Raw genomic sequence first — 23090 nt, 5'->3', positions numbered from 1 at the left:
CTGTCCGAGTCCACTACTTCAAAGGCGAAGATCAATGACACAGCTGCGAACCCCCACCTGGGCGATACTCCTCATCTGTTGGATCGCTCTCCTCTGCGATGGATACGACCTCTACGTCTACGGCGCCACCCTGCCCGGTTTCCTCGGCAATCCCGACTGGGGCGTGACCAAGAGTCTCGCCGGCACCGTCGGGAGCATCGCCCTCATCGGTATGCTGCTCGGCTCCCTTGCTGCCGGAACACTGACCGACAGGCTCGGCCGGCGACGGCTGCTGATGACCTCGCTCGGCATCTTCAGCGCCGGCATGATCCTGTGCGCCCTCGCCCCGAACTTCACGGTCTTCGCAATCTTCCGGTTCATCACGTGCATCGGGGTCGGCGGAGTCCTGCCCACCGCCGTGGCAATCGCAAACGAGTCCGCGCCCAAGGGTAAGGTCTCCCTCGCCGTCGGAGCAGTGCTCACCGGGCCGCCGGTAGGCTCGCTCGTGGGAGCGCTGACGGCCACCGCCCTCGTCGTCGACCATGGCGTGCGTCCGGTCTACGCTCTCGGCGGGCTCTCACTTATCCTGCTGCTCGCCGTGTGGCGGTGGCTACCCGAATCCGAGGTCTTCCTCGCGGCCAAGGCCGCTCCCGTCACAGCAGGTCGTGTCCGCGCTTCGGGGGTCTCGCGACTGTTCACCGCACGTCAGCTCGTCCCGACGCTGCTGTTCTGGATCGTGTGCGCAATCAGTATGCTCACAATGTTCGGGATCACGACCTGGCTGCCCGTCATCATGCAGGGTGCCGGATTCGCCGCACAGTCCTCCATCGCGTTCCTGTCGATCTACTCGCTGGGCTGCATCATCGGTACCGTGGTCATCGCATGGATCGCACAGCAGTCGGCACCGAAGTACATGGTCATCCTCGGTTTCTCGATCGCGGCACTATCGCTGTTGGCAGTGTCGATGACCCAGAGCCATCTCCTGCTCTTCGCCGCGATCTTCTTCGCCGGTGTCGGAGGAATGGGGACTCAGAACATGATCAACGATCACATCGCCCAGTACTATCCGCCCGAGGTCCGCGCCACAGGGCTCGGCTGGGCGCTTGCCGCCGGCCGTCTCGGCGCCATCGCCGGGCCCACCTACGGTGCAGTCGCCGCCACCGTCGGCGGTTCACCGGGAGCCGCGGCCCTGTGGTTCGCAATCCCCGCCGTGCTCGGCGTGGTCGCGGCCATCGCCATGCCGCTGCGTGACAGAACCGCACTCGCCACCACGTCCACGCCTGCTGAAGGAGTCTCTGCGTGACCATCGTCCACGGACTCGACCGGGTTCCTACCCGCACGACCGTCGCCATCGCCGGCGGCGGCCCGAGCGGAACCTATCTGGCCCTGCGCCTGGCAGCCGCCGGCATCGACTCGGTCGTCCTCGAACCGCGAGTCGAGATCGACCGGCTCCGACCGCGTGCCAAGACCACGAATGCGCGAACCATGTCGCTGCTGGCCGGCATCGGACTGGCTGAACGAGTCCGTGAGACGGCCGCTCTGCCTGTCTCCTACTCCCAAGACGTCATCTTCTGCACGAGCCTGAGGGGCCACGAGCTCAGACGCTTCCACCAGGCGTTCCAACTCATCGACGGAGACTACGATCTCTCCCCGGAATGCGGTCAGCAGATTCCCCAACCTCAGGTCGAGCAGGTGCTGCGGGAGGCGGCCGCACGCAGCGACCACATCACTTACATCACCGGAGTGCGAGCGTCGGGTGCGAACCCGTCGGCTATGACCCCGTCGACCGCGACCCTCAGCGTTGCCCCGGCCGACGATGCGGACAACGGCACAGTCGAACTGGAGGCGAAGTGGATCATCGGGGCCGACGGTGGGACATCGCGAGTGCGCAAATCCCTCGGCATCGCCTTTCAGGGAACGAGCGCCCCGCGCCCGAACTTCAACGTCGTCTTCACCTCGGCGAGGCTGCGCGACCACGTGAGCATCGACCCGGCCGTGCAGTGGTGGATCATCAACGAGTCCACCTCGGGGATGATCGGCGAACTTGACCGCGACGGCACATGGTGGGCCATCCTCCAGGGCTGTGAACCGATCGACGACCCCGCCGAGGTGGCCGCAACGATCCGGACGATGGCAGGCGTCGGCCCCGACGTCGACATCGAGGTTCTCGCGACCGATTCGTGGACCGCGCGGATGCTGCTCGCCGATTCCTACGGAGGCCGAGAGAGCAACGGTCGCGTCTTCCTCGTCGGAGATGCGGCGCATCTCAATCCGCCATGGGGCGGACACGGATTCAATACCTGCATCTCCGATGCGGAGAACCTCGCATGGAAGCTCATCGCCGTCCACGACGGGTGGGCGGAGGAGGGTCTCCTCGACAGCTATGAGGAAGAAAGGCGTCCCGTGGCGGCCCGGATGATCGCCGACGCTGCGGCGAACGGCAAAGCCCTTGCCTATGACTTCGTCGACCCGATGCTCGACGAGGTCGGTGCCGAGGGCGATGAGGTGCGAACGAGGGTCCGTGAAGCTTTGGCGGTTAAAGCCAGTGAATTCCACTCCGAAGGGCTCGTGCTCGGATACGAGTACGCCGGGACCTCCCGCGTCGCTCCTGGTCCGGTCCCCTTCGTCGATGCCGTCGAATACCGGCCCCAGGCTCTGCCCGGCTGTCTGCTTCCGCATTTTCGCCTCTCCAGCGGAACGAGCGTGTACCCCGATGCGCGCGGCTTCACCGTGTTCGTCACCGACGACGCTTCCACATACCTCGCTACCGAAGCACTTGAGCGCACGGCCAGAGAGCACTCGATCCCACTTCGAGTCATCCGATTGTCGGGAACCGATGCCGAGGCAGCGCGTGAGCACTGGGGTGCCGAACTCGTGCTCGTGCGGCCGGACCTCCACATCGCGGCCACTGCGTCGGCAGCTGCCGAGAGCTACGACGTGGCTGCCGACGGTGCTGGCACCGACGACGCTTCACCGGACGCAGTCCTTGCAGCGGCGCTGCTGACGGCGGTCGGGGCTGCGCCGGCAGGAGACCGATCGAGCGAACGCTCGGACGACTCGGCCCCGCGAGACGCGAACCATCAGAGGGAGGCCACATGACCCACACCATCGCATTCGACCCGAGCCATCCCGAGCTGCTCCTCGACCTCGACGTTCCCACCGGCCTGCCACCGGAGTTCGGATGGCCGGTCATCGTCTGGGTCCACGGAGGCGGGTGGCGACTGCAGGACCGCACCGCCCGTCCCGACTTCTCCCGACACTTCTGTGCGGCCGGTTTCGCGATGGTCTCCATCGACTATCGGCTCGCCCCCGAACACCCACATCCGGCTCAAGTCCTCGACCTGCGGCAGGCGCTCCGCTGGCTGCGCAGGCATGCCGGCGAATTCGGCCTCGACTGTGAAGCGATCGGCCTGTGGGGCTCTTCGGCAGGGTCGCACATCGCGGCGTTCACGGCCCTGAGCGCGCACACACCGAGGTTGCCCGGCGAGACGATTCCCGCCGACGATGAGGAACTGAGCACCGAGGTGGCCTGCGTCGTCGACGGCTACGGTCCTGCAGATATCGCGGCGTTGCTGCCCGGGTTTCCCACTCCCGCACCACGACAGGAGGAACCAGGACAGGAGCCAGAGCCGACACCGGGCGAACGACGCGCGACCACGCCAGAGGAGGACCTCCTCGGCGGACTTCCTCCCACTGCTTCCGCATACGAGGGTCTGCGTGAGCGTGCTCGCGAGGCGAGCCCTGTGCACCTCGACGTCAGCGACCCGCCGCCCTTCTTCATCCTCCACGGGACCGCGGACACCGCGGTTCCCGCTGATCAGTCGCGGATCCTTCACGACTATCTGAGTGCACGTGGCGGAGAGTCCCTGCTCTACCTCATCGAAGGTTTCGGTCATGGGTTCTTCAACCCGGGAGAAGTGCTCGAGCTCGGTCCCGGCATCCGACTCGACAACGGCCGCCTCGAAGCCGAACCCGAGACTCCCTTCGCCGCCGACAACCGCGGCAGCTTCGACCCGGAAGGACGTCACCCGTCCTTCGCGCTCGTCCGTGACTTCTTCACCCACCACCTCGGCGGGCTCGAGCGCTGATCGGGCACCACGCCGAACCCACGTTCCACCACTGATGAAAGGCCGACAATGACCACTGCATTCGACTGGGAGAGCATCCAGAAGACCGCTCTGCTGCGTGACGAACTTCCCGGGGAACTCGCCCCGTTCGCACTGTCCTCGGGCGAAGGCCTGCGCCACCACCTCGGCGACTGGCACGTGACGACGATGGCGAGGAACGCGGACACCGGTGGGGAGTTCTCGCTGTACCGGATCGCCCTTCCCGGCGGGTCGGCCACTCCGGCTCTGTCGGTTCCGGGGCACTCGTTCGTCCACGTCATCGAAGGCGAGGTGACTCTGACCTTCGACGGTCGAGTCCACCGACTCATCGGAGGGGATTCGGCATCGATCCCTGCCGGGACCGGGTTCTCAATCTCCGGTGGGGCGACGCTCAACTCGTTCTTCCTCTATTCCACCGAGGAGTGGCTGCACCGTTTGGCCAGCGAGGCCGGGGAAGCGACGGGATCGCACATCTTCTCCAGGCGTCCCGCCTCGGCGGTCTCCGAACTGCTGCGCAGCGAGCTCAGTGATGGGTTCGGGGTCACGATCCACGACGGAAACGGACCCTCGAACGGCGAATCTCTTGTCGGGGGCGAATCCTCGGTCGGGGGCGCCGAAGCGAAGCGGCCTGGCAATCATCTGCCCGAGGGTGAGGTGCCCTTCGTCAACGCGGCCGGGCACGGCGACAGGTTCGAGACCTTCGAACAGATGAACGCCTACCCGGTGCGCGCCCGCAACACCGGAGGCAGGTTCTTCGCCATGGACACGCGGGGCGCCAAGACGCCCTACATTCCGCTGCACTTCCACCGGGAGCATTCGGAGAACTTCCTCTGCCTCGGCGGTCGGGTCAAGCTCCATGCCAACGGCGAAGAGGTGGTCCTCGCTCCCGGAGATTTCCTCCATGCGCCGGCCGGAACGATCCACAGCTTCTCTCTGGCCGCGAACAACACGCACATGCTCGGCCTGCTCACACCCCCGGTGTTCGAGCCGTTCTTCGAGTACATGAACGAGCCCACCGACGAGTACGTCCACGTCGAGGGCGGAGAGCCGCACTTCCCGGCCGCAGGATTCGCGAAGGCCCAGGCGGAGCTCGACCTCGTGGTGGTGGGACCGCCGCCGGAGTCCTGACTTCTCTGGTCGACAATGCAGTGCGACGCTGGTCGGAACTGCGGGAGTTGGCGATTCGGGAGGAACACGGCAGAGTTATTGGCATGAAGATCAGGAGGAGGGTTCTGGGTGGCGCGGTGGCGCTCGCCTTCGTGCTGTCGGGCTGCTCGCTGTTCGACCCCGACGGGTCAACGTCGTCGAGCCAGTCACCGGAACCGAGTCCGACCCCGACCGAATTCGAGCAGTCTCTTGATGGTTCCGTCTCCGGCGAGGCGGCCACGGTCACTGTCGGTACCAAGCGGACCGGCGCTGCTTTTGCCGCGGACAACATCGGGGTCTCGTTCGAGGCCACGGACCTCGCCGATCCACGACTCGATCCCGCGAAGTCCAACCTCGACGAGCAGCTGAAGTCGCTCGGGTCACCGGCGCTGCGGTTCGGCGGCAATGCCCTCGACCGTCGGACGTTCTGGACGTCGAAGGGGGAGAAACCCACGCACGACGAAGAGACCACCGTCACCCCCGATGATCTCAAGCGGCTGAAGAAGCTCGTCGATGCCACCGGGTCGACGGTCACCATCGGCATCCCGCTGGGCACCTACGATCCTGGTCGCGGAGCGGACATGGCCGCGCACGCGGTCGACATCCTCGGCGATTCTCTGGTGGGGCTGGCGATCGGCAACGAACCGAACGGGTACACCGTTGATGATGTGCCGAGCGGCGCTGTGCGCGGCAAGGGCTGGAACAAGAGCAAGTATGTCGAGCAGCTCGAAGCGTACACCAAGGCCATTCATGACAAACGGGCCGAAGCGCCGATCATCGGCCCCGACGTCTATGACGGGGCGTGGATGACGGCGTTTGCGGATTCGTCGGTGAAGAAGAAGGCCGCGATCTCGCAGCACTGGTATCAGCTCTACGAATGTGACTCGACTCAGGTTCCGGGTCGCGGACCGCAGGCGGCGAACCTCATCGACCCCGTGGCGAAGCAGGCGGCGAAGAAGAACCTCGGCATCGGCAAGGACAAGGCTGACACGGCGGATCTGCCGCTGTGGCTCGAGGAGACCGGGCCGACGAGCTGCCCGGGCACGAACGACACCTCACTGACGAATGCCTCGGCGCTGTGGGCGGCTGATTACACACTGTATGCGGCGACCCTCGGCGTCGAACGCATGGCGATGCACTCGATGCTCGGGGCCTGCAACGGGGGAGCCCCGATGTCGCTCATCTGCGATCCCGCAGACCACGGGCAGAAGTCAGACAGTTTCGCTGCGCGCCCCAACATGCTCGGGTTGCGTGCTCTGGTCCCGAGCCTCGGCGGCGTCTTCACGAAGACGTCGATTGCAGGCGGAGGGAACATCAGCGCCTACACGGTGTCGAAGGACGATGGGAAGACCGTGGTCACCACGCTCATCAATGCGAATGACGCCGCGGAGGTCGGCGGCAATCCGGTGACCCTGTCGATGCCCAAAGGGTTTTCCGTCGACGAGGCCACCCAGGTCTACGGAGCTTCGAATGATGCACAGAGCGCGACGACGGTGATTCCTGCGAACCCGCTGCCCGAGGAGATTCCCTACAGCGGGAAGCAGGCGAGCGCCAGCTCGGAGGCGACTGCGGCAAGCTCGGAACTCAACATCGACATCGCCGGAAGTTCGGTGACGGTGCTCATCATGCGCAAGAGGTAGCGATGCGCATGCCCAAGATCTCTTCGGTCATGCCTCGCCGCTCAAGGATGGCAGACCCGCGACGGGGGACAGGCGGGAGCCGTCGACGATGTTCCAGTTGTGTTTGACGGTGGCGAGGTTGGTCGACAGGCTGACATCGGTGATCCCGGTGGCGTTACCGAGTCCTTCGGTGACGAAAGTGTACAGGTCGGAGTCCCCCTTCATGTTCGCCTGAACGACCAGGGAGGCGACCCCGGCAGTCATCGCGGCGAAACGGACATTCGGGTGAGCTCCGAGCTCGGTGACGAGGTTCATCGTCAACGACGGGGTGCTGCGGATCTGTGCGAACACTTCCACGGGGAAGCCCATGAGTTCGGGCTCGACATCGACTCGGGGTCTGACCAGACCGCTGGCCAGTACGGTCTCGAGCGCGCGGGCGGCAGTGGCGCGAGTAATGTCGAGTGCCTCGGCCGCCTGCATGACCGTGATGCGTCCGCTGTCTGCCAGCAGATCGGCGACTCGGAGTTCTGTTCTCCGCAGGGGCCGGCTCCGATCCTCGGCGTGTCCGGCCTCCAATGAAGCAGTCGCAGCAATCGCCTCACCCTCGAGAAATGCAACCTGATCGGCGCTGAGCACTCCAGGAGCCTTCCAGTCCCCGCTTCGCGCTGAGGTCGCGAGGATCCGGTGGCTGGCGATGCGTTCCACCCCTGGGATATGCGGGATGACGTCGAGGGCGAGTTCGCCGATGTCTCCGCCTGCGGTCGGATGAAGCAGACAATGGATGTCTGTATCCCCGGAGACGATGTAGACGGACTGGGCCTGCGGCAGCTCTGCTATTCGGGACGCGACCTCTCGGGTCGAGGCGGGGGAGGTCTGGACCCACAGGATGGTGGGATGACCGGTCTGACGCAGCGACCAGCTGATCGACGCGGTGATCCGCAGCAGCCTGTCATCGAAGAGCCGGGTGAGTCGACGGCTGACTGTGCTGGCAGAAGTCTCGAGCACCTCGGACAATGTGTTGATGGGTGCACGTGGAGCTTGCTGCAGTGCGGCGACGAGAGCGACATCGAGGGGGTCCACCTGCACACTATAACCGCGAAGTCGGTTTTGCGATTACCGATACCCACGACTTGACGTTTCGTGCATAATAGATCTGAAAAGTGAACTAAATCACCATAAGGGGATTAAAGTGTCTACTGAAACGTCAATCCGCGAGAGCAGGGGCTCAGGACTCTCCTCGGGAGTGCTGAAAGTGCTCGAAACGGTCGACCGTGTCGGCAACAAGCTTCCGCACCCGTTCTGGATCTTCGTCTGGCTCGCTGCCATTGTCGCCGTACTCAGTGCCGTGCTCTCGGCATTAGACGTCTCTTCGACGAACCCAGCCGACGGCAAGACCGTCGAAGTGCAGAACCTACTGTCCTTCGACGGTGTGCAGATGGTCTTCGGTGATGCGATCACCAACTTCGTCACCTTCCCGCCGCTGGGCCTCATCATCGTCGTCGCCCTCGGTGTCTCCATCGCCGACGCCTCCGGGCTCCTGCCTGCGCTCATGCGGGGAATGCTGGCCCGAGTCTCGCCGCGCTACGTGACCTTCACGATCGCGCTCACCGCCATGGTCGCCCAGATCGCCTCCGATGCCGCGTTCGCCGTGATGATCCCTCTGGCGATGATCGCCTACCGAGCAGTCGGGCGCAGCCCCATCATCGGAGCCGTGGTCGCATACGTCTCGGTCGGCGGTGCCAGCAGCATCGGCCTCCTACCGTCGGGCAGCGATGCGGTGTTCGCCGGCATCTCGACTGCAGCGGCCCACACCATCGATCCGAGCTACTCGGTCAGTCCACTGTCGAACTACTACTTCTCAGCCACCTCGTCGCTGGTCCTGGCCGTGAGCATCACCGTCGTCGTCGAACTCATCGTTGCCAAGCGAGTCGCGGCCCTCGAAGCCGAGGAACCCTCCGTCGATGGGGAACCGCTGCCGAGCATGGGTCTCGAGAAAGAGGAACGCCGGGGCCTCATCGCCGCGGGCGTCGGCGCACTGGTCTTCTTCGCCGCGGTCGTCCTGGCGGTACTGCCTGCAGGCTCTCCTCTGCGCGGCGAAGCCGGGTCGATTCTCGATTCGCCGCTCATGGACAACATGGCGGTGTTCATGATGCTCTTCTTCGCCGTCGTCGGCATCTGCTACGGCGTGGTCAAAGGCAGCATCACCTCCGCTGGCGACATTCCCGGCCTCATGGCCACCGGAGTGCGCGAGCTGGTGCCGGTGATGGTGCTCTTCTTCGCGGCCTCGCAGTTCCTCGCCTACTTCAAATGGACGAACATCGGGCAGGTGCTCTCCATCGAAGGCGCTGGTCTGCTCGATTCGATGGGCGCCTCGCCCGTACTCATCTTCATCGCAGCCGTGCTCCTCATCAGCTGCATGAACCTGCTGCTCACCAGCGGTTCGGCCATGTATGCCTTCGTCGCTCCGGTGCTCATTCCGATGCTTATGCTGCTCGACATCGCCCCGGAGACCACCCAGGCGATGTTCCGCGTCGCTGACGCCCCGACGAACAGTCTGACGCCGATGAGCCCCTACTTCGTCATGGCACTGGGATTCATGCGTCGATACCGGCCCAGCGCCGGCATCGGCACACTGATGTCGCTGGTGCTGCCCATTGCGCTGGTCAACCTCGTGGTCTGGCTCACCCTTTTCATCGTCTGGTACCTCCTGGGTCTGCCGCTGGGACCGGGGGTGAACGCCTGATGAGCGACTTCACCTCTCTGCTTCCGGTCATGCGCGCCGAGGTCACCGCAGAACACGTACGGACCCTCGAGCACCTGCGCCGCCTCGTCGAGATCGAGACCCCGAGCTCCGATCGTGAGGCACTCTCCGCCTTCGCCGCTCAGCTGCTGAGCTGGGTCTCGGCAGAGCTCGGACCACTGAGCCGGGCGGAAACGACCGAACATGCCGAACACGGCCCCACCCTGATCGCCGAGGTGCCGGGAACTCTGCCGGGGCGCGTGGTCATCGTCGGCCACTATGACACCGTGTGGCCCCTGGGCACTCTGGAGTCGATACCGTTCTCCGTCGATGACGGCATCATCCGTGGCCCGGGTGTCCTCGACATGAAGGCGGGCCTGGTCACCGGCGTGCACGCAGTGCGCCTGGCGATCAGGCACGAACTGGCATTGCCGACCATCACCTTCGTGTTCAACGGAGATGAGGAACTCGGGTCCCCATCGTCGCGACCGATCATCGAGGCCGAGGCTGCCGGCGCCAGGGCCGGGCTCGTCATCGAACCCGGGGTCGACTGGGACCTCAAAGCCGAACGCAAAGGTGTCGGCGTCTTCGGCATTCATGTCGACGGCATCGAATCCCATTCCGGCAACGACCCCGCCGGGGGCGCCAGCGCCATCGTGGCACTGGCCGAACTCATCGACCAGCTTGCTGCCGGCACGGACCTGGACGCAGGCACCAGCCTCAACGTCGGTGTCATCAGAGGGGGATCCGCACGCAACGTCATCGCCGGCTCTGCCGAAGCAGATATCGACGTCCGCGTCACCAGTAGTGCCGAGGCCGACCGCATAGATCGACTGTTCGCCTCTCTGCATGTCTCGGACGACCGGGTCGCCTTCCGTGTCAGCGGTGACTGGAACCGTCCGCCGATGACTCTCTCCGAAGGCAGTCGTGCTCTCATCGCCCGTGTCCAGGAGGTTGCAGTCGACGTGAGGGGCGAGCTGGGTCTGCGCTCCGTGGGCGGGGGCAGCGATGCGAATTTCATGGCCGCCCTCGGCCTTCCCGTCCTCGATGGTCTGGGTGCCAGCGGCAATGGCCCCCACGCTCGTTCGGAGCACATCATCGAAGCCGATATGGATGACCGGATACTGCTGCTGACCGGTATCCTCTCCGAAGCCTTCACCGACCATGCGCCGTCGGCAGATCGCTGAGTACAGCGATGGGAACCGCCGGTCGGCGCTCGATGCTCGAGCACTCCACTGGGCGATCGAACGCCACTGGCGGTCTTCGGGGGTTTCGTTCAGTGAAATCTCAGTCTTTGATTCAACTGAACGGCGGTGCAGCAGAGTCTCTAGGCTTGCATGCCATGTCATCGAATACTGAGAACGCTGCACTTACCGACGACACCCACACGTCTTCCCCGGCCGACCGCTACCGCCAGGATCCTCGACCGGTTCGCATCATCGAGCACACACGCATCCCCCTGAAAGACGGGGTCGAACTCGCCGCCCGGGTCTGGCTGCCCGCCGATCTCGGAGACACGGAGGTCCCCGCAGTCCTCGAATACATTCCCTACCGCAAGAACGATATGACCGCCGGTCGCGATGACACGATCCATCCCGAGTTCGCCCGCGCCGGTTACGCCAGCGTCCGCGTCGACATCCGCGGCTGCGGCGACTCGACCGGAGTCATGACCGACGAATACTCGGAGACCGAACTCGACGACGGTCTGCAGGTGCTGGCCTGGATCGCCGCACAGGACTGGTGCAGCGGCAAGGTCGGCATCATCGGCAAGTCGTGGGGCGGCTTCAACGGCCTGCAGCTCGCCGCACTCAAGCCACCGGAGCTCGCCGCCGTCATCACCATCTGCTCCACCGACGACCGCTACGCCGACGACGTCCACTACAACGGCGGAACCATCGTCGGCGACCAGATGCTCTCCTGGGCCTCGACGATGTGGGCCTACAACGCCCGCCCGCAGGACCCCGCCGTCATGGTCGAAGGCTGGAAGGACGACTGGAAACGACGCATCGATGAAGCGCCGGTCAACATCGAGGACTGGCTCGGCCACCAGCGTCGTGATGACTACTGGAAGCACGCGTCGGTGTGTGAGACCCCGGATGCCATCGAGGTGCCCGTCCTGGCCGTCGGCGGACTGCTCGACGAATACCGGACCACCCTCTTCCGCCTCATGGACAACGCGAACCGACGTCGGGCCATCGACCCGGAAACACCTGCCGTCCACGCCCTGCTGGGCCCCTGGGCCCACAACTACCCGCACCAGGCGGCCCCCGGGCCCGGCATCGACTTCATCTCCGAAGCCGTGCGCTGGTGGGACAAATGGATGAGCGGGATCGACAACGGTGTCGAACAGCAGCCGCAGCTGCGCGCCTACGTTCCCGACAGCGCCCCCATCTACTCCGACCGTGAGACCCGACCGGGTCGCTGGATCGCCGAGGCGACCTGGCCGAGCCCGCAGATCGCGGACACTGTCATGCCGGCCGATGAGGCACAGATCGCCGACCGGACCCCGCTCGATTCCACGGCGCTGCTGGGCTACCAGGGAGGAAGCTGGCTGCAGTTCGGCGAAGCGGCCGGCATCGCCGGCGACCAGGCCGCCGATGACGCCCGCACATTCACCTGCGACTGGGACGTCGAGACCGGTCTTGAGATCGTCGGCACACCCACGGTGCGCGCAACACTGACCTCCGACCAGGACCGCGGAGTCATCGCCGCCCGCCTGTGCGACGTCGCCCCCGACGGCAGCTCACGGCTGATCACGATCGGACTGTTCAATCTCACCCACCACACGAGCCACGAACACCCCGAACCGCTCACACCGGGCACTGCCGTGACCGTCGACTTCCCGCTGCTGGCCACAGCACACCGGTTCGCTCCCGGTCACCGGCTGCGCCTGAGCATCTCCGCAAGCTTCTGGCCCAACCTCTGGCCCTCACCGAAGACCACCCTCATCACCGTCGACTCGACCCCCGAACTGACACTGCCCATCCGCACCGTCGCCTCCGCTGACGAGGACGCCCGCACTTCCGCCGAGGTGACCGCACAGTTGGGCACAGCACCCACCCAGCCGATGTCGACCATCGACGCATCCGGTGCGCCGATGACCCGTAAACTCGACTGGGACCTCGTCGCCCGAACCACGACGGTGACGACGGTGACCGAGGACTGGCAGACCGACCTCAGCGACGGCCTGTACTACTACACCAACGAACGCGACTCCTACTCACGCAGTGAAACGGATCCGCTGTCTCCCGTGGCGACGTGTGAGAGAACGATCATCTACCGGCGCCCGGCGCTGGAAGTCGGCGCGCATCACGCCCAGGCGGCTGCAACCGCAGCAACCGATGCGGGATGGGACGTCGAACTGCGCACCCGATCGACGATGCGCGGGGACGAGGAGAACTTCCTCGTGACCAACGAACTCGTCGCCTACCTCGACGGGCGGCCCTTCCACACTCGAACCACCTCGGCGAGCATCCCTCGCCACCTGAACTGAGGCGGAATGGCCATACTCGGACAAGGACATCTCAACAGACGCCAAGCGCTGACCGGACTCGGCAGAGGCCTGCTGGGCCTGGGAGCGCTCGGCGCAGCCGGAGCGTCGCTCAGCGGCTGCACGAGCAGCCAGCAGAGCGACCTGACAGGCCCGAAGAAGAAGGGCAGGAGACCGATCACCGTCGGCTCCAAAGGCTTCGCCGAAAGCTGGATCACCGGTGAACTCTACGCCCAAGGGCTGCGGAACCTCGGCTACACCGTGGACCTGAAGACGAACGTCGGCTCCAGCGACATCATCAACACGGCCCTGCTGTCGGGCCAGATCGACCTCTACCCGGAATATACCGGCGTCATGCTGGTGACCTTCATGGGCGAGGACAAACTCATGGACTCCGCACAGCAGACCTTCGACCTCGCCCAGACCTGGGCCGAGGACAACCAGGTCACGATGCTGCGAGCCACGCCGTTCGAGAACAAGAACGCCGTTGCCGTGCGCAAGGACTTCGCCGACAAGCACGATCTGCAGACCATGTCGGATCTCAAGGGAATAGGGGCCTTCACCTATTCGACCTACCCCGACAACGTCACCGGCGCACAAGGGTACGAAGGAATCGTCGACACCTACGATCTGAAGAACATGAAGCTCAAAACCCTGAGCATCGGATTGAACTACCAAGCCATCGAACGCGGTGAGATCGACGCCGCCGATGTCTTCACCACCGACCCGCAGCTGCTGCGCAGCGATCTCGTCGTCCTCGATGACGACAAGAAGCTCTTCGGCTTCCAGAACGTCGTCCCCCTCATCCGGGACGACGCCTTCGCCGAACTCGACGACGACGCGTCGGAGTTCCTCGACACACTGCAGTCACTGCTCACCCTGGACGCGATCCAGGCGATGAACGAGGCCTCCGCCATCAACCGGCTCGACCCGGCGAATGTGGCGGAGATGTTCCTCGACGAGAACGGATTGATGTGAAATGACCCAGCACTCCACCGGCACGTCGATCACCTTCGACCGAGCCACGAAAACCTACCCCGGTGCGGCCGTGCCCGCCCTCGACGCCCTCGACCTCGAGGTCGAAGCCGGCGAACTCGTCTGCCTCGTCGGGCCCTCCGGCGGCGGCAAGACCACCGCCCTGCAGCTGGTCAACCGCCTCGTCGACCTCACCAGCGGCGACATCCGCATCGGTGATCGCTCGATCACCGACCAGTCGGCCATCGCACTGCGCCGAACCATCGGCTACGCGATCCAACAGTCCGGCCTGTTCCCGCACTACACGGTCGCCGACAACATCGCCACCGTCCCCGTCGTCCTCGGCTGGGACAAGGCACGAATCCGCACCCGCACGGCAGAACTGCTCGAACTGGTCGGACTCAGCCCGGTCGAGACCTGGCTGCCGCGGTATCCTGCTCAGCTCTCCGGCGGGCAGCAGCAGCGTGTGGGCATTGCTCGGGCGCTCGCCGCCGACCCGCCAGTCATGCTCATGGACGAACCCTTCGGCGCACTCGACCCGATCACCCGGGTTGCCGTCCAAGACGAATTCCTCGCCATCCACCGTGCGGTGGGCAAGACGACGCTGTTCGTCACCCACGACATCGACGAGGCGATCAAGATGGCCGACCGGATCGCCATCCTCAAACCCGGCGGCAAACTCGCCCAGTTCGACACCCCCGCGAACGTGCTGTCCGACCCGGCCGATGACTTCGTCGCCGAATTCCTCGGAGCCGAGCGCGGCCTCAAACGCCTCGCGCTGACGACCGTCGGCGAAATCGTCACTGCGGGCACGACCGGCGCGAAGGCCGCAACGACGGACGGCGCCCGTCCGAGCACGACCGGCTGGCCCGACGTCGAGGCCACGATGACTCTGCGCGAAGCGCTGTCCGTCGTCTCCGCCGCTCGAGCGGACGGAGCCATCGTCCATTCCGACGGCAGCCGCCTCGGCGAGGTGAGCCTGCACGATCTCATCGCACCGCCGGCTGCCGGAGAGGACCGGGAAGGCGTGAGAGCATGAGCGATTTCGCCCCCGCCGGCGATCCCGTCATCCCCGACTATGGGCAGGCCTCGGACTGTGTGATCAACAACGGAGCCTTCTGCACCGACTGGTTCCTCAGCCAATGGTCGACGGTCTTCTGGCCCCCGCTGGTCAGCCATATCGTCATGGTCGCCATCGCCGTGTCGATCGGCTTCGTCATCGCCTTCGGTGCCGGGCTGCTCGCCTACCGGAAGAAGTGGCTGGCGGGACCGATCGGCATGGCCGCCACCTTCCTCTACACGCTGCCGCCGCTGGCCCTGTTCCAGCTGCTGGTGCCCTTCACCGGGCTGAGCCTGCTGACCGTCGAGATCGCACTCGTGTGCTTCACCCTCATCATCATCTTCCAAGCCGTCCTCGTCGGACTCTCCGGAGTCCCCGACGATGTGCGCCGGGCCGCGACCGGCATGGGCCTGGACCGGAACCAGCTGCTGTTCAAGGTCGAACTGCCCCTGGCGCTGCCGTCGATCATCTCCGGGCTGCGCATCGCCACGGTGCTCACGGTGAGCATCGCCACGATCGCCGCCTTCGTCGTCGACGACGGTCTGGGATCACCGATCATCAAAGCGGTGTCCTCACCGTTCAACACGCAGTTCGTCGGAGCAGGAGCCCTGGCCGTGCTGCTGGCGTTCGCGCTCGACGGACTGCTCGTGCTGCTGGGCAGAGTGCTCACACCCTGGACGAAAGCGAGGAGCTGATGGACGTCGTCTTCGGGTCCTTTCCCTTCATGATCGACCACCTCGGGCTGCTGCTGTCGTCGACCGGTGACCACCTGGTCATCAGCCTCATCCCGCTGCTGGCGGCCATCGTCACCGGTGTGCCCATCGGCGTATGGCTCGGCCATGCCCATCGTGGGGAGTTCCTCGCCGTGAGTGTGACGAACATCGGGCGTGCGCTGCCGAGCCTCGCGCTCATCGCGATCCTCATCGGGTTCGTGGGCATCGGGACGCTCAATGCGGTCATCGCCCTGTTCCTGCTCGCCTTCCCACCGATTCTCAGCTACTCCTTCCAGGCCGTCGACTCGATCGACCGCGATCTCACACGGGCAGCCAGAGGAATGGGCATGTCACCGCTGCAGGTGCTGCTCAAGGTCGAACTGCCTCTGGGGCTGCCGATGATCATCGCCGGCATCCGCACCTCCGCGGTGCTGACCGTGAGTTCGGCGACCATCGCCACGATCGCCGGCAGCGGCGGTCTGGGCGATGTCATCCTCAACCAGGTCGCCTATGGGATGGAGGGCGTCATCGCCGGTGCCATCTGGGTGGCCGTGCTCGCCATCCTCATCGACCAGGCATTCGCGCTCCTTCTGCGCATCAGCGCTCCGGCCGGAGTGAAACGGCTGCAGAGCGCGAACGCCGCGTGAGGACGGCCGCACCGACTGCGGCACTCCAGTTCTGCTCCACCCACAGAAGAACACAATCGAATAAGAGGACAACGTGAAGAAGCAACTCATTGCAGGAAGTCTCGCCGCCACCACGGCGATCGTCTTGACCGGGTGTACGCCGCCAGGCGGCGAGGACGGCTCGTCGACCGGTGCGGGGTCAGTGCTCAACATCGGATGGAACGAAGCCTTCCGTTCGATGAACGACATGACCACAGACGGCAACGCCGTAGCCAACACGATCGTCGCCTATATGAGCAACGACAGTTTCAAGTACTACGACGATGACCTCGAACTGCACGACGGCGCGCTGGGCGAAGTGGAGAAGGTCTCCGAGGATCCGCTCAAGGTCAGGTACACGTTCGACGAGGATGCGAACTGGTCGGATGGGACACCGGTCGATGCCGCAGACCTCGCTCTGACGTGGGCCGCGCGATCCCAGCACTTCAACACCGTCGACGACAACCGAGACGACGACGGCACCCTGCAGGACAACCCCGACGGAACGGTCTACTTCGACTCCTCGGCAGTAGGTGCTCCACTGATCGAAGATTTCCCCGACATCAGCGAGGACGGCCGATCCGTGACGTTTACGTACTCGAAGCCCTTCGCCGACTGGGAGACCGAATTCGGGCTCGGAGCCTACGGGTCGGGAGTGCCTGCGCACATCGTGGCCAAGAATGCTCTGGGCACCACGGATCCGCAGGAAGGCAAGGAAGCGATCCTCACAGCGATCAAGTCCGAAGACACGGCCGCCCTGACGAAGATCTCGAACTTCTGGAACACCGGCTTCGACTTCACCTCGATGCCGAAGAACGAGGACCTGCTCGTCCACAGCGGACCCTTCGCGATCACCGACTTCGAAGAGGGCCAGTACCTGACGCTGTCGCGCGACGAGAACTACACGGGGCCGGTCGAACCCAAGGTCGACACCGTGACCATCCGCTACAACGGCGACCCGATGGCCATGGTCCAGGCGATCGAGAACGGCGAGGTCGACCTGACCCAGCCGCAGTCGACGGCCGATGTCCTCTCCGCGGCAGAGAAGCTCGAGGATGTGTCGATCCTGCCCGGCGAGGACGCCACCTTCGAACACGTCGACCTCACGTTCGACAACAACGGGCCCTTCGACCCAGCCAGCTACGACGGGGACGAAGGGAAAGCGCTCAAGGTCCGGCAGGCGTTCCTCAAGACACTGCCGCGTCAGGAGATCGTCGATCGGCTCATCAGACCTCTCAACAAGGAGGCCGAGGTTCGCGATTCGTTCAATCAGGCCCCTGACTCCCCGCTCTACGACGACATCGTCGCCGAATCCGGAATCTCTGACTACGACGATGTCGATATCGATGGAGCGAAGAAGCTGTTGGACGAAGCCGGTGCCGAGGCACCGACCGTGCGCTTCCTCTACGACAATACGAACTCGAGGCGATCCCAGCTGTTCGCGCTGATCAAGGAATCAGCGGAGAAGGCCGGATTCGCGGTCAAAGACGCCGGCGATGTCAACTGGGGCAGCCGCCTCGGCGACGGAACCTACGATGCCTCGCTGTTCGGGTGGGCGCTGTCCACGACGGCGGTCACGGAGTCGGACTCCTACTACCGCAAGGGCGCGCTGAACAATTACAGCGGGTACTTCAACAAGGATCTGACGAAGACGCTCGATGAGATGCTCGTGACCATCGACCCGGACAAGCAGGCTTCTCTGGCCGAAGAGGTTGAGGAGCAGCTCGTCGACGACGCCTTCGGGCTCCCGCTGTTCCAGCATCCGTCCCTGACGATCTACGGGGACAAGGTCTCGAACGTGTCGACGACGACCCTCGACCCGTCGATGTTCTGGAACTACTGGGAGTGGGAGACCAACTAGACCCCTATCGGGCCGCCCGGCTCAGCGCAGCAGCGCCCTGCGCAGCGGGTCGAGTCCGATCGACCCGAGGTTCAGTGCACGAGAGTGGAATTCCTTGAGATCGAATCCCGCGCCCGCAGCGGCGCGGGATTCGTCTCTGATGTCCTCCCACAGGCGCTGGCCGATCTTGTAGCTCGGGGCCTGTCCGGGCCACCCGAGGTACCGGTCGAGTTCGAACGCGAGGAAGGTGCGATCCATCGCGACGTTGCGGGTGAGGAAATCCCATGCCTTCGCACGGTCCCAGGTTCCCCCGCCGAGGTGGTCCGGAGCCCTCAGTCCGAGGTGGAAGCCGATGTCGACGATCACCCGTGAGGTGCGCAGGCGCTGGGAGTCGAGCATGCCCAGGTAGTCGGCCGGATCGTCGAGGAATCCGAGTTCGGCCATCAGGCGTTCGGCGTAGAGGGCCCAGCCCTCTCCGTGCCCGGACACCCAGCAGACGTGGCGACGCCATCTGTTCAGCGAGTCCGCCAGATAGGAGGCCTGACCCATCTGCAGGTGGTGGCCCGGGACGCCTTCGTGATAGACGGTCGTCTTCTCCTGCCACGTCGCGAACTCGGTCACACCCTCGGGCACTGACCACCACATCCGGCCCGGACGGCTGAAGTCCTCGCTGGGCTGGGAGTAGTAGACGGCTCCGGTGGCCGACGGGGCGATCATGCACTCGATGGTCCGCAGCGGTTCCGGGATGTCGAAATGAGTCTTTCCCAGCTCAGTGATCGCCTCATCGGCGACGCCCTGCATCCACTCCTGCAGGGCCTTCGTGCCGTGGAGGGCACGCCGTGGGTCCTGATCGAGTCCGGCCATGACGTCGAAGAGCTCAGCTCCGGGCTCGATGCGGTCGGCGACCCGTCGCTGCTCCGCATCGATCGAACCGAGTTGGTCAAGAGCCCAGTGGTAGGTCTCCTCGAGGTCGACCTCCGCGCCGAGGAACTCCCGGGAGAAGAGGGAATAGTCCTCCCGGCCGCAGGCCTCGTTGTCCGGAGCGTGGTCGGTCAGTTCGCCGCGGAGGAAGTCGGCGAGGCCGCCGAAGGCCTCTGCCGCGGCCTCGGCGTGAGAAGTCAATTCGCGGGCGAAGGTGTCGGAGACCGCTTGGGTAGCGTCAGAGGCGAGGGCGGCGAACCGGCTATCGGTATCGCCGAGCGCTTCGGACTGGGCGGCGACTCGCCCAAGCTGCAGTCTCGCGGGTACCCGGTCGAGGTGGTCCCGGGCATATCGAAGCGATTGCCGGTAGCCCTCGATCGAGCGAGGCAGTGCCGCCATGGTCGCAGCGACGGTCTCCCACCCGCCTGCGCTATCGGTGGGAATCAGATCGAAGATGTCGCGCATCTGCTGCACCGGGGATTCGATGACATTGAGCACCGTGTGCTGCAGACCCGCCTCGAACAGGTCGGTCGCGGTGCCCAAACGCTCACGCATCGCGTCTATGGTGACGAGGTCGGTCGCATCGAGGCTGTTCGCCGTAAGACCGTCGGCCTCTGCGGCATCGATCTCGGCCAAAGTGCGAGTGCGCAGGTCGTCGGCGGCCTTCAGGCCATCGGGGGAGTAGTCGTCGAAACCGTGTGGGTTCTCATTGCCGAGGAACAGCGAGATCGACGGCGAGAGGACGCACAGTTCCTCGAAGTAGGCATCGGCGATGGCATCAATGGCCGATGGTTCTCGGCGGGCAGACGATTCGGCATGGGAAGTCATGGAGCGACTCTATTCGAGGCTGCTGGAATCGGCCGATCGGTACCACACCTCGATACCGTCAGTCCGCAGGTCAGAGGCCCGCGCGGTGATGGGCTTTCCTTCGGCCGCGATCGTCCGCAATAATTCGAATGCGTCGACGATCGGTGCCGTCGCATGATCGAAGGGCAGTAGGCATGTCTGAAGAGGTTCAAGGGCGGCTGCGTGCGGCACCGCACGTGTGGATCGGCGTCGCGATCTGGTTGGTCTATGTCATCGTCATCTACGTCGTGCAGCTGTCCACCGACATCCCCTATGACGCATTGGGTGACAGTGCCTCCAACCTGTTTCTCGGCGCGGGCCTCTCACTGATCGCCGGCGCGGTGCTTCTGGCTATGACGGCGACTCTGTTGGGGTGGTGGCGGCCCGCACTCTTTGAGCGAGCACATAGCCCACGCTGGCCGATCGTCGTTCCAGCGCTCATGGCGTTCGCCATGCTGCTGAATCTGGCATTGACCGACTGGGCTTCCTACGACGGGGCGTTCTTCGCCGCCTCGTTGGTATTGCTCCTCGTCGGGTTCACCGAAGAGATGGCGACGCGAGGTCTGCTTATCGTCGGTCTGCGCAGCAGGTTCAATGAGCTTTCGGTGTGGTTCATCAGCACCACTCTGTTCGCGCTGATGCACCTGATCAACGCCCTCTCGGGTCAGGCGCTGGGCCCAACACTGCAGCAAGTCGGCATGGCTTTCCTCGGCGGTACCGTCCTTTACATTCTGCGTCGCACGACGGGAACGCTGCTGTGGCCGATGCTCCTGCACGGGCTGTGGGACTTCTCCACGTTTGCGGTACAACACGGCACTCCTGGCCGGTTGGCACCTCTTGGCGGCATCGTCAATCTCATTGCCGGCATCGTGGGCCTCGCTGTCGTTGCTTTCGTGATCCGCGGTGCCCACGAGCGCATCTCCGCCCCGCAGCCGGCGACGCGGTAGACGATACGCATCTGGTGCCGTCCGCGGCTTTGACCGCGGTGCGGCACTCGGCTGGGTCGAGCGGTGCAGCGTGGGTGGGACACGGCCTGTCAGCGTGCGGTCACACCTCAGGCCGGCGTAGTAATCGCAGCTGTGCCAGATCAGTTGGATCGGCACCCCGTTAAGGGCCGGTGGTGCAAGGCTCGGCGGAGACCAATGCTCTGCGTCTTGTTGCGACGTGAAAGAAGTCGACGTGGTTCGCCGAGTGCTTAAGGTCGGATGGGCCTTCAGCGATGTGTGCTCAGACTTCTTCGGAAGGTGCTTCGGTCACCTGCTGGCTGGTCTTCTTATGGGCGGTTCTGGCCGCGACTGCCATGGTGATGAGGGTGGCACCGAAGACGATCGTGTAGATTCCGATGATCCACAGCAGGGCGGCGACGGCGGCGGCCGGCGAGGTCACGAGGACGATGACCAAGATGACCGCGAAGATGATGTCGAGAACACCGAGAGCTTTGGACCAGCCCCGGAGCGTCTTCGAGAAGATGCTGAAGAGTCCGCGAACGATCATTCCGCCTGCCAGCAACCACAGAATGAATGATCCGGTAAGGAGAGCGAACATGACAGGGGTCAGCAGGATGACGACGCCCGCGATGATGTACGCGATGCCTGCAGCGAGTTCTAGCCCCCACGGGCGTTTGGACCGGCGCGATGCGTTGGCGTTGAAGATGGTGAGAATGCCGTCGACGATCAGCCAAGCACCGACATACACGCCTAGGGCAACAGTCACCGCAGCGGGTGCGACGAGAATCAGGATGCCGAAAGCCACGGCAAGAACACCGCGGAACACGACCAGCCAGAATGCACCTTTGCCCAAGTCTGCGAGAAAGGACCGCTTGGTGCTCATCGGATCCGGTGTTGCTGACATGCGAACTCCTCTGAATGGAATTGTCGAAATCACGAGTACTATGGCCGCCTGCTGTTCTCCGTTGCCGCAGTCAGCATGGCGGCGTGGCCGGCACGGGGTGCTGTTATCGACCGATCATGCTCTGGCCCCAGATCTGTCGAGGACCTGACGGAACACCTCTCAGCATATTCAAAGTGTATGGTAATCCCCCACCGACTACATCATGTAGTCCATCCCTTTGAGTGTCGCGCAGGAAATCGTGAATATCGATTGTGTTCCTGAGAAACAAAAGGATCGCAGTGCTGCAGACTTTCCGATCATCAGAAAAGAGGGCCAGGAGGCTATTTCGGCTGGTGGCTTCGACGACGAAGTCACCGTCGGCCCCAATCCGAACTGATGCTTCGATGATTGTGCGCAAACAGGGCAGACGAAGCGCAAGTGGGGCAGTTACAACAAAGTGACCGCTGAGACCGTGCAGCGGCAGACCTCTCAGGGGCCTGCCGACGTCACTCATCACGTGTATGACCTGCATCACAGGACCTGAACGCACAATGTGAACTTATGTGATCGGGTACATCCTGGAGGGGTGAGTGTCACCATGGCGTTGAATGATCTGAGTAACGATGATTTCGCTGATGCCGCACGAGGGTTCATCGGTACGATCGACCCGTGCGTGATCCGTGATGCTGAGGGCTCCGTAGTCTGGGACGGCGAGAGTTTCGCGTTTCTCGACGGCGAGGCCCCCGAATCAGTCCATCCGAGTCTGTGGAGGCAAGGCAAGCTCATCGCACGCCACGGCCTCTTCGAAGTCGTTGAAGGAATATACCAGGTCCGCGGATTCGACTTGTCGAATATCACCTTCGTCGAAGGCGACAGCGGAATCATCATCATTGACCCGCTGATATCAACCGAGACAGCTTCGGCTGCCTTGGAGCTGTATCGTCGGCACCGTGGCAATCGTCGGGTGTCGGCGGTGATCTACACCCATTCTCATGTTGATCATTTCGGTGGCGTGCTCGGAGTCACCTCGCATGAGGCGGTGGGGCTCCCCGCAAGTCGTGGACACGTGAACCACGTCACGCAGCCTGCGTAGACGCTTCCTCCTGAACCCGGCCGGCACTGTGCTCGACCAGAAGAGCCTCTTCGAACTCCACCGGCGG

At 64.3% G+C, this 23090-nt stretch carries 19 protein-coding genes; 16 read left to right on the top strand and 3 right to left on the bottom strand.

What is annotated here, in order from left to right; genetic code table 11:
• Positions 1-34 precede the first annotated feature (34 nt).
• From HK401_RS19395 to HK401_RS19375, 5 genes are all read left to right on the top strand, one after another.
• Entirely contained in the window at positions 35-1282 is a 1248-nt protein-coding gene (locus HK401_RS19395; protein ID WP_181276304.1) for an MFS transporter, read from the top strand.
• Positions 1279-3078, top strand: coding sequence for an FAD-dependent monooxygenase (locus HK401_RS19390; protein ID WP_181276303.1), 1800 nt, complete (start codon positions 1279-1281; stop codon positions 3076-3078). The genes HK401_RS19395 and HK401_RS19390 overlap by 4 nt, the downstream gene beginning before the upstream one ends.
• On the top strand, positions 3075-4067 hold the full coding sequence (locus tag HK401_RS19385) for an alpha/beta hydrolase (RefSeq protein ID WP_181276302.1): 993 nt from the start codon (positions 3075-3077) through the stop codon (positions 4065-4067). The genes HK401_RS19390 and HK401_RS19385 overlap by 4 nt, the downstream gene beginning before the upstream one ends.
• Before the next feature lie 48 nt (positions 4068-4115).
• Entirely contained in the window at positions 4116-5213 is a 1098-nt protein-coding gene (locus tag HK401_RS19380; protein ID WP_181276301.1) for a cupin domain-containing protein, read from the top strand.
• Positions 5214-5296: 83 nt separating this feature from the next.
• Entirely contained in the window at positions 5297-6871 is a 1575-nt protein-coding gene (locus HK401_RS19375) for a hypothetical protein (RefSeq protein WP_219922095.1), read from the top strand.
• Positions 6872-6898: 27 nt separating this feature from the next.
• Here the strand turns inward: HK401_RS19375 and HK401_RS19370 are convergent, their stop codons facing one another.
• Positions 6899-7930: an Lrp/AsnC family transcriptional regulator gene (locus HK401_RS19370; protein ID WP_181276300.1), complete on the bottom strand. Its 1032-nt coding sequence runs from the start codon at positions 7928-7930 to the stop codon at positions 6899-6901.
• A 109-nt stretch (positions 7931-8039) separates the two neighbouring features.
• Between HK401_RS19370 and HK401_RS19365 the strand changes: the two genes are divergently transcribed.
• The 8 genes from HK401_RS19365 (at position 8040) to HK401_RS19330 (ending at position 18354) form a co-directional block, all read left to right on the top strand.
• Positions 8040-9593, top strand: coding sequence for an AbgT family transporter (locus HK401_RS19365; RefSeq protein ID WP_309136050.1), 1554 nt, complete (start codon positions 8040-8042; stop codon positions 9591-9593).
• A complete protein-coding gene (locus HK401_RS19360; protein WP_181276299.1) occupies positions 9593-10777 on the top strand; it encodes a M20/M25/M40 family metallo-hydrolase in 1185 nt (394 codons plus the stop codon). Before HK401_RS19365 ends, HK401_RS19360 begins: the two co-directional genes overlap by 1 nt.
• Positions 10778-10932: 155 nt before the next feature.
• On the top strand, positions 10933-13083 hold the full coding sequence (locus tag HK401_RS19355) for a CocE/NonD family hydrolase (RefSeq protein WP_181276298.1): 2151 nt from the start codon (positions 10933-10935) through the stop codon (positions 13081-13083).
• A gap of 6 nt (positions 13084-13089) precedes the next feature.
• Positions 13090-14058 (top strand): ABC transporter substrate-binding protein, encoded by a 969-nt coding sequence (locus HK401_RS19350; RefSeq protein ID WP_181276297.1) that lies wholly within the window; start codon positions 13090-13092, stop codon positions 14056-14058.
• A 1-nt stretch (position 14059) separates the two neighbouring features.
• Positions 14060-15094 carry an ABC transporter ATP-binding protein gene (locus HK401_RS19345; RefSeq protein ID WP_181276296.1) on the top strand — a complete coding sequence of 345 codons (1035 nt, stop codon included), beginning with the start codon at positions 14060-14062 and terminating at the stop codon, positions 15092-15094.
• On the top strand, positions 15091-15810 hold the full coding sequence (locus HK401_RS19340; protein ID WP_181276295.1) for an ABC transporter permease: 720 nt from the start codon (positions 15091-15093) through the stop codon (positions 15808-15810). The genes HK401_RS19345 and HK401_RS19340 overlap by 4 nt, the downstream gene beginning before the upstream one ends.
• Positions 15810-16475 carry an ABC transporter permease gene (locus HK401_RS19335; RefSeq protein WP_181276294.1) on the top strand — a complete coding sequence of 222 codons (666 nt, stop codon included), beginning with the start codon at positions 15810-15812 and terminating at the stop codon, positions 16473-16475. Before HK401_RS19340 ends, HK401_RS19335 begins: the two co-directional genes overlap by 1 nt.
• Positions 16476-16548: 73 nt before the next feature.
• The gene (locus tag HK401_RS19330) at positions 16549-18354 is read left to right on the top strand and encodes an ABC transporter family substrate-binding protein (RefSeq protein ID WP_181276293.1); all 1806 of its coding nucleotides are present in this window, start codon (positions 16549-16551) and stop codon (positions 18352-18354) included.
• Between the two features lie 21 nt (positions 18355-18375).
• Here HK401_RS19330 and HK401_RS19325 read toward each other — a convergent pair whose 3' ends face one another.
• Positions 18376-20082: a DUF885 domain-containing protein gene (locus tag HK401_RS19325; protein WP_181276292.1), complete on the bottom strand. Its 1707-nt coding sequence runs from the start codon at positions 20080-20082 to the stop codon at positions 18376-18378.
• Between the two features lie 173 nt (positions 20083-20255).
• On the opposite strand from HK401_RS19325, the gene HK401_RS19320 reads away from it, so the two are divergent.
• Positions 20256-21047 carry a CPBP family intramembrane glutamic endopeptidase gene (locus HK401_RS19320; RefSeq protein WP_258234351.1) on the top strand — a complete coding sequence of 264 codons (792 nt, stop codon included), beginning with the start codon at positions 20256-20258 and terminating at the stop codon, positions 21045-21047.
• A 280-nt stretch (positions 21048-21327) separates the two neighbouring features.
• Here HK401_RS19320 and HK401_RS19315 read toward each other — a convergent pair whose 3' ends face one another.
• Positions 21328-21951, bottom strand: coding sequence for an HdeD family acid-resistance protein (locus HK401_RS19315; protein ID WP_181276291.1), 624 nt, complete (start codon positions 21949-21951; stop codon positions 21328-21330).
• 217 nt (positions 21952-22168) lie between these two features.
• On the opposite strand from HK401_RS19315, the gene HK401_RS19310 reads away from it, so the two are divergent.
• Together HK401_RS19310 and HK401_RS19305 are read left to right on the top strand one after the other, a co-directional pair.
• A complete protein-coding gene (locus tag HK401_RS19310) occupies positions 22169-22327 on the top strand; it encodes a hypothetical protein (RefSeq protein WP_181276290.1) in 159 nt (52 codons plus the stop codon).
• A 189-nt stretch (positions 22328-22516) separates the two neighbouring features.
• A complete protein-coding gene (locus tag HK401_RS19305) occupies positions 22517-23023 on the top strand; it encodes an MBL fold metallo-hydrolase (protein WP_309136049.1) in 507 nt (168 codons plus the stop codon).
• The last annotated feature ends 67 nt before the right edge of the window (positions 23024-23090 follow it).

Origin of the sequence: Brevibacterium oceani, from assembly GCF_013623835.1 — a bacterium.
Lineage (GTDB): Bacteria > Actinomycetota > Actinomycetes > Actinomycetales > Brevibacteriaceae > Brevibacterium > Brevibacterium oceani.
This window is presented reverse-complemented; position numbering and strand designations above follow the sequence as displayed.

Bases quoted from the DNA above. Each gene is read 5' to 3' on its own strand.
- HK401_RS19380 (WP_181276301.1), top strand. From the start codon at position 4,116: ATGACCACTGCATTCGACTGGGAGAGCATCCAGAAGACCGCTCTGCTG.
- HK401_RS19385 (WP_181276302.1), top strand. From the start codon at position 3,075: ATGACCCACACCATCGCATTCGACCCGAGCCATCCCGAGCTGCTCCTC.
- HK401_RS19325 (WP_181276292.1), bottom strand. From the start codon at position 20,082: ATGACTTCCCATGCCGAATCGTCTGCCCGCCGAGAACCATCGGCCATT.
- HK401_RS19345 (WP_181276296.1), top strand. From the start codon at position 14,060: ATGACCCAGCACTCCACCGGCACGTCGATCACCTTCGACCGAGCCACG.
- HK401_RS19360 (WP_181276299.1), top strand. From the start codon at position 9,593: ATGAGCGACTTCACCTCTCTGCTTCCGGTCATGCGCGCCGAGGTCACC.
- HK401_RS19350 (WP_181276297.1), top strand. From the start codon at position 13,090: ATGGCCATACTCGGACAAGGACATCTCAACAGACGCCAAGCGCTGACC.
- HK401_RS19375 (WP_219922095.1), top strand. From the start codon at position 5,297: ATGAAGATCAGGAGGAGGGTTCTGGGTGGCGCGGTGGCGCTCGCCTTC.
- HK401_RS19355 (WP_181276298.1), top strand. From the start codon at position 10,933: ATGTCATCGAATACTGAGAACGCTGCACTTACCGACGACACCCACACG.
- HK401_RS19395 (WP_181276304.1), top strand. From the start codon at position 35: ATGACACAGCTGCGAACCCCCACCTGGGCGATACTCCTCATCTGTTGG.
- HK401_RS19340 (WP_181276295.1), top strand. From the start codon at position 15,091: ATGAGCGATTTCGCCCCCGCCGGCGATCCCGTCATCCCCGACTATGGG.
- HK401_RS19335 (WP_181276294.1), top strand. From the start codon at position 15,810: ATGGACGTCGTCTTCGGGTCCTTTCCCTTCATGATCGACCACCTCGGG.
- HK401_RS19320 (WP_258234351.1), top strand. From the start codon at position 20,256: ATGTCTGAAGAGGTTCAAGGGCGGCTGCGTGCGGCACCGCACGTGTGG.
- HK401_RS19315 (WP_181276291.1), bottom strand. From the start codon at position 21,951: ATGTCAGCAACACCGGATCCGATGAGCACCAAGCGGTCCTTTCTCGCA.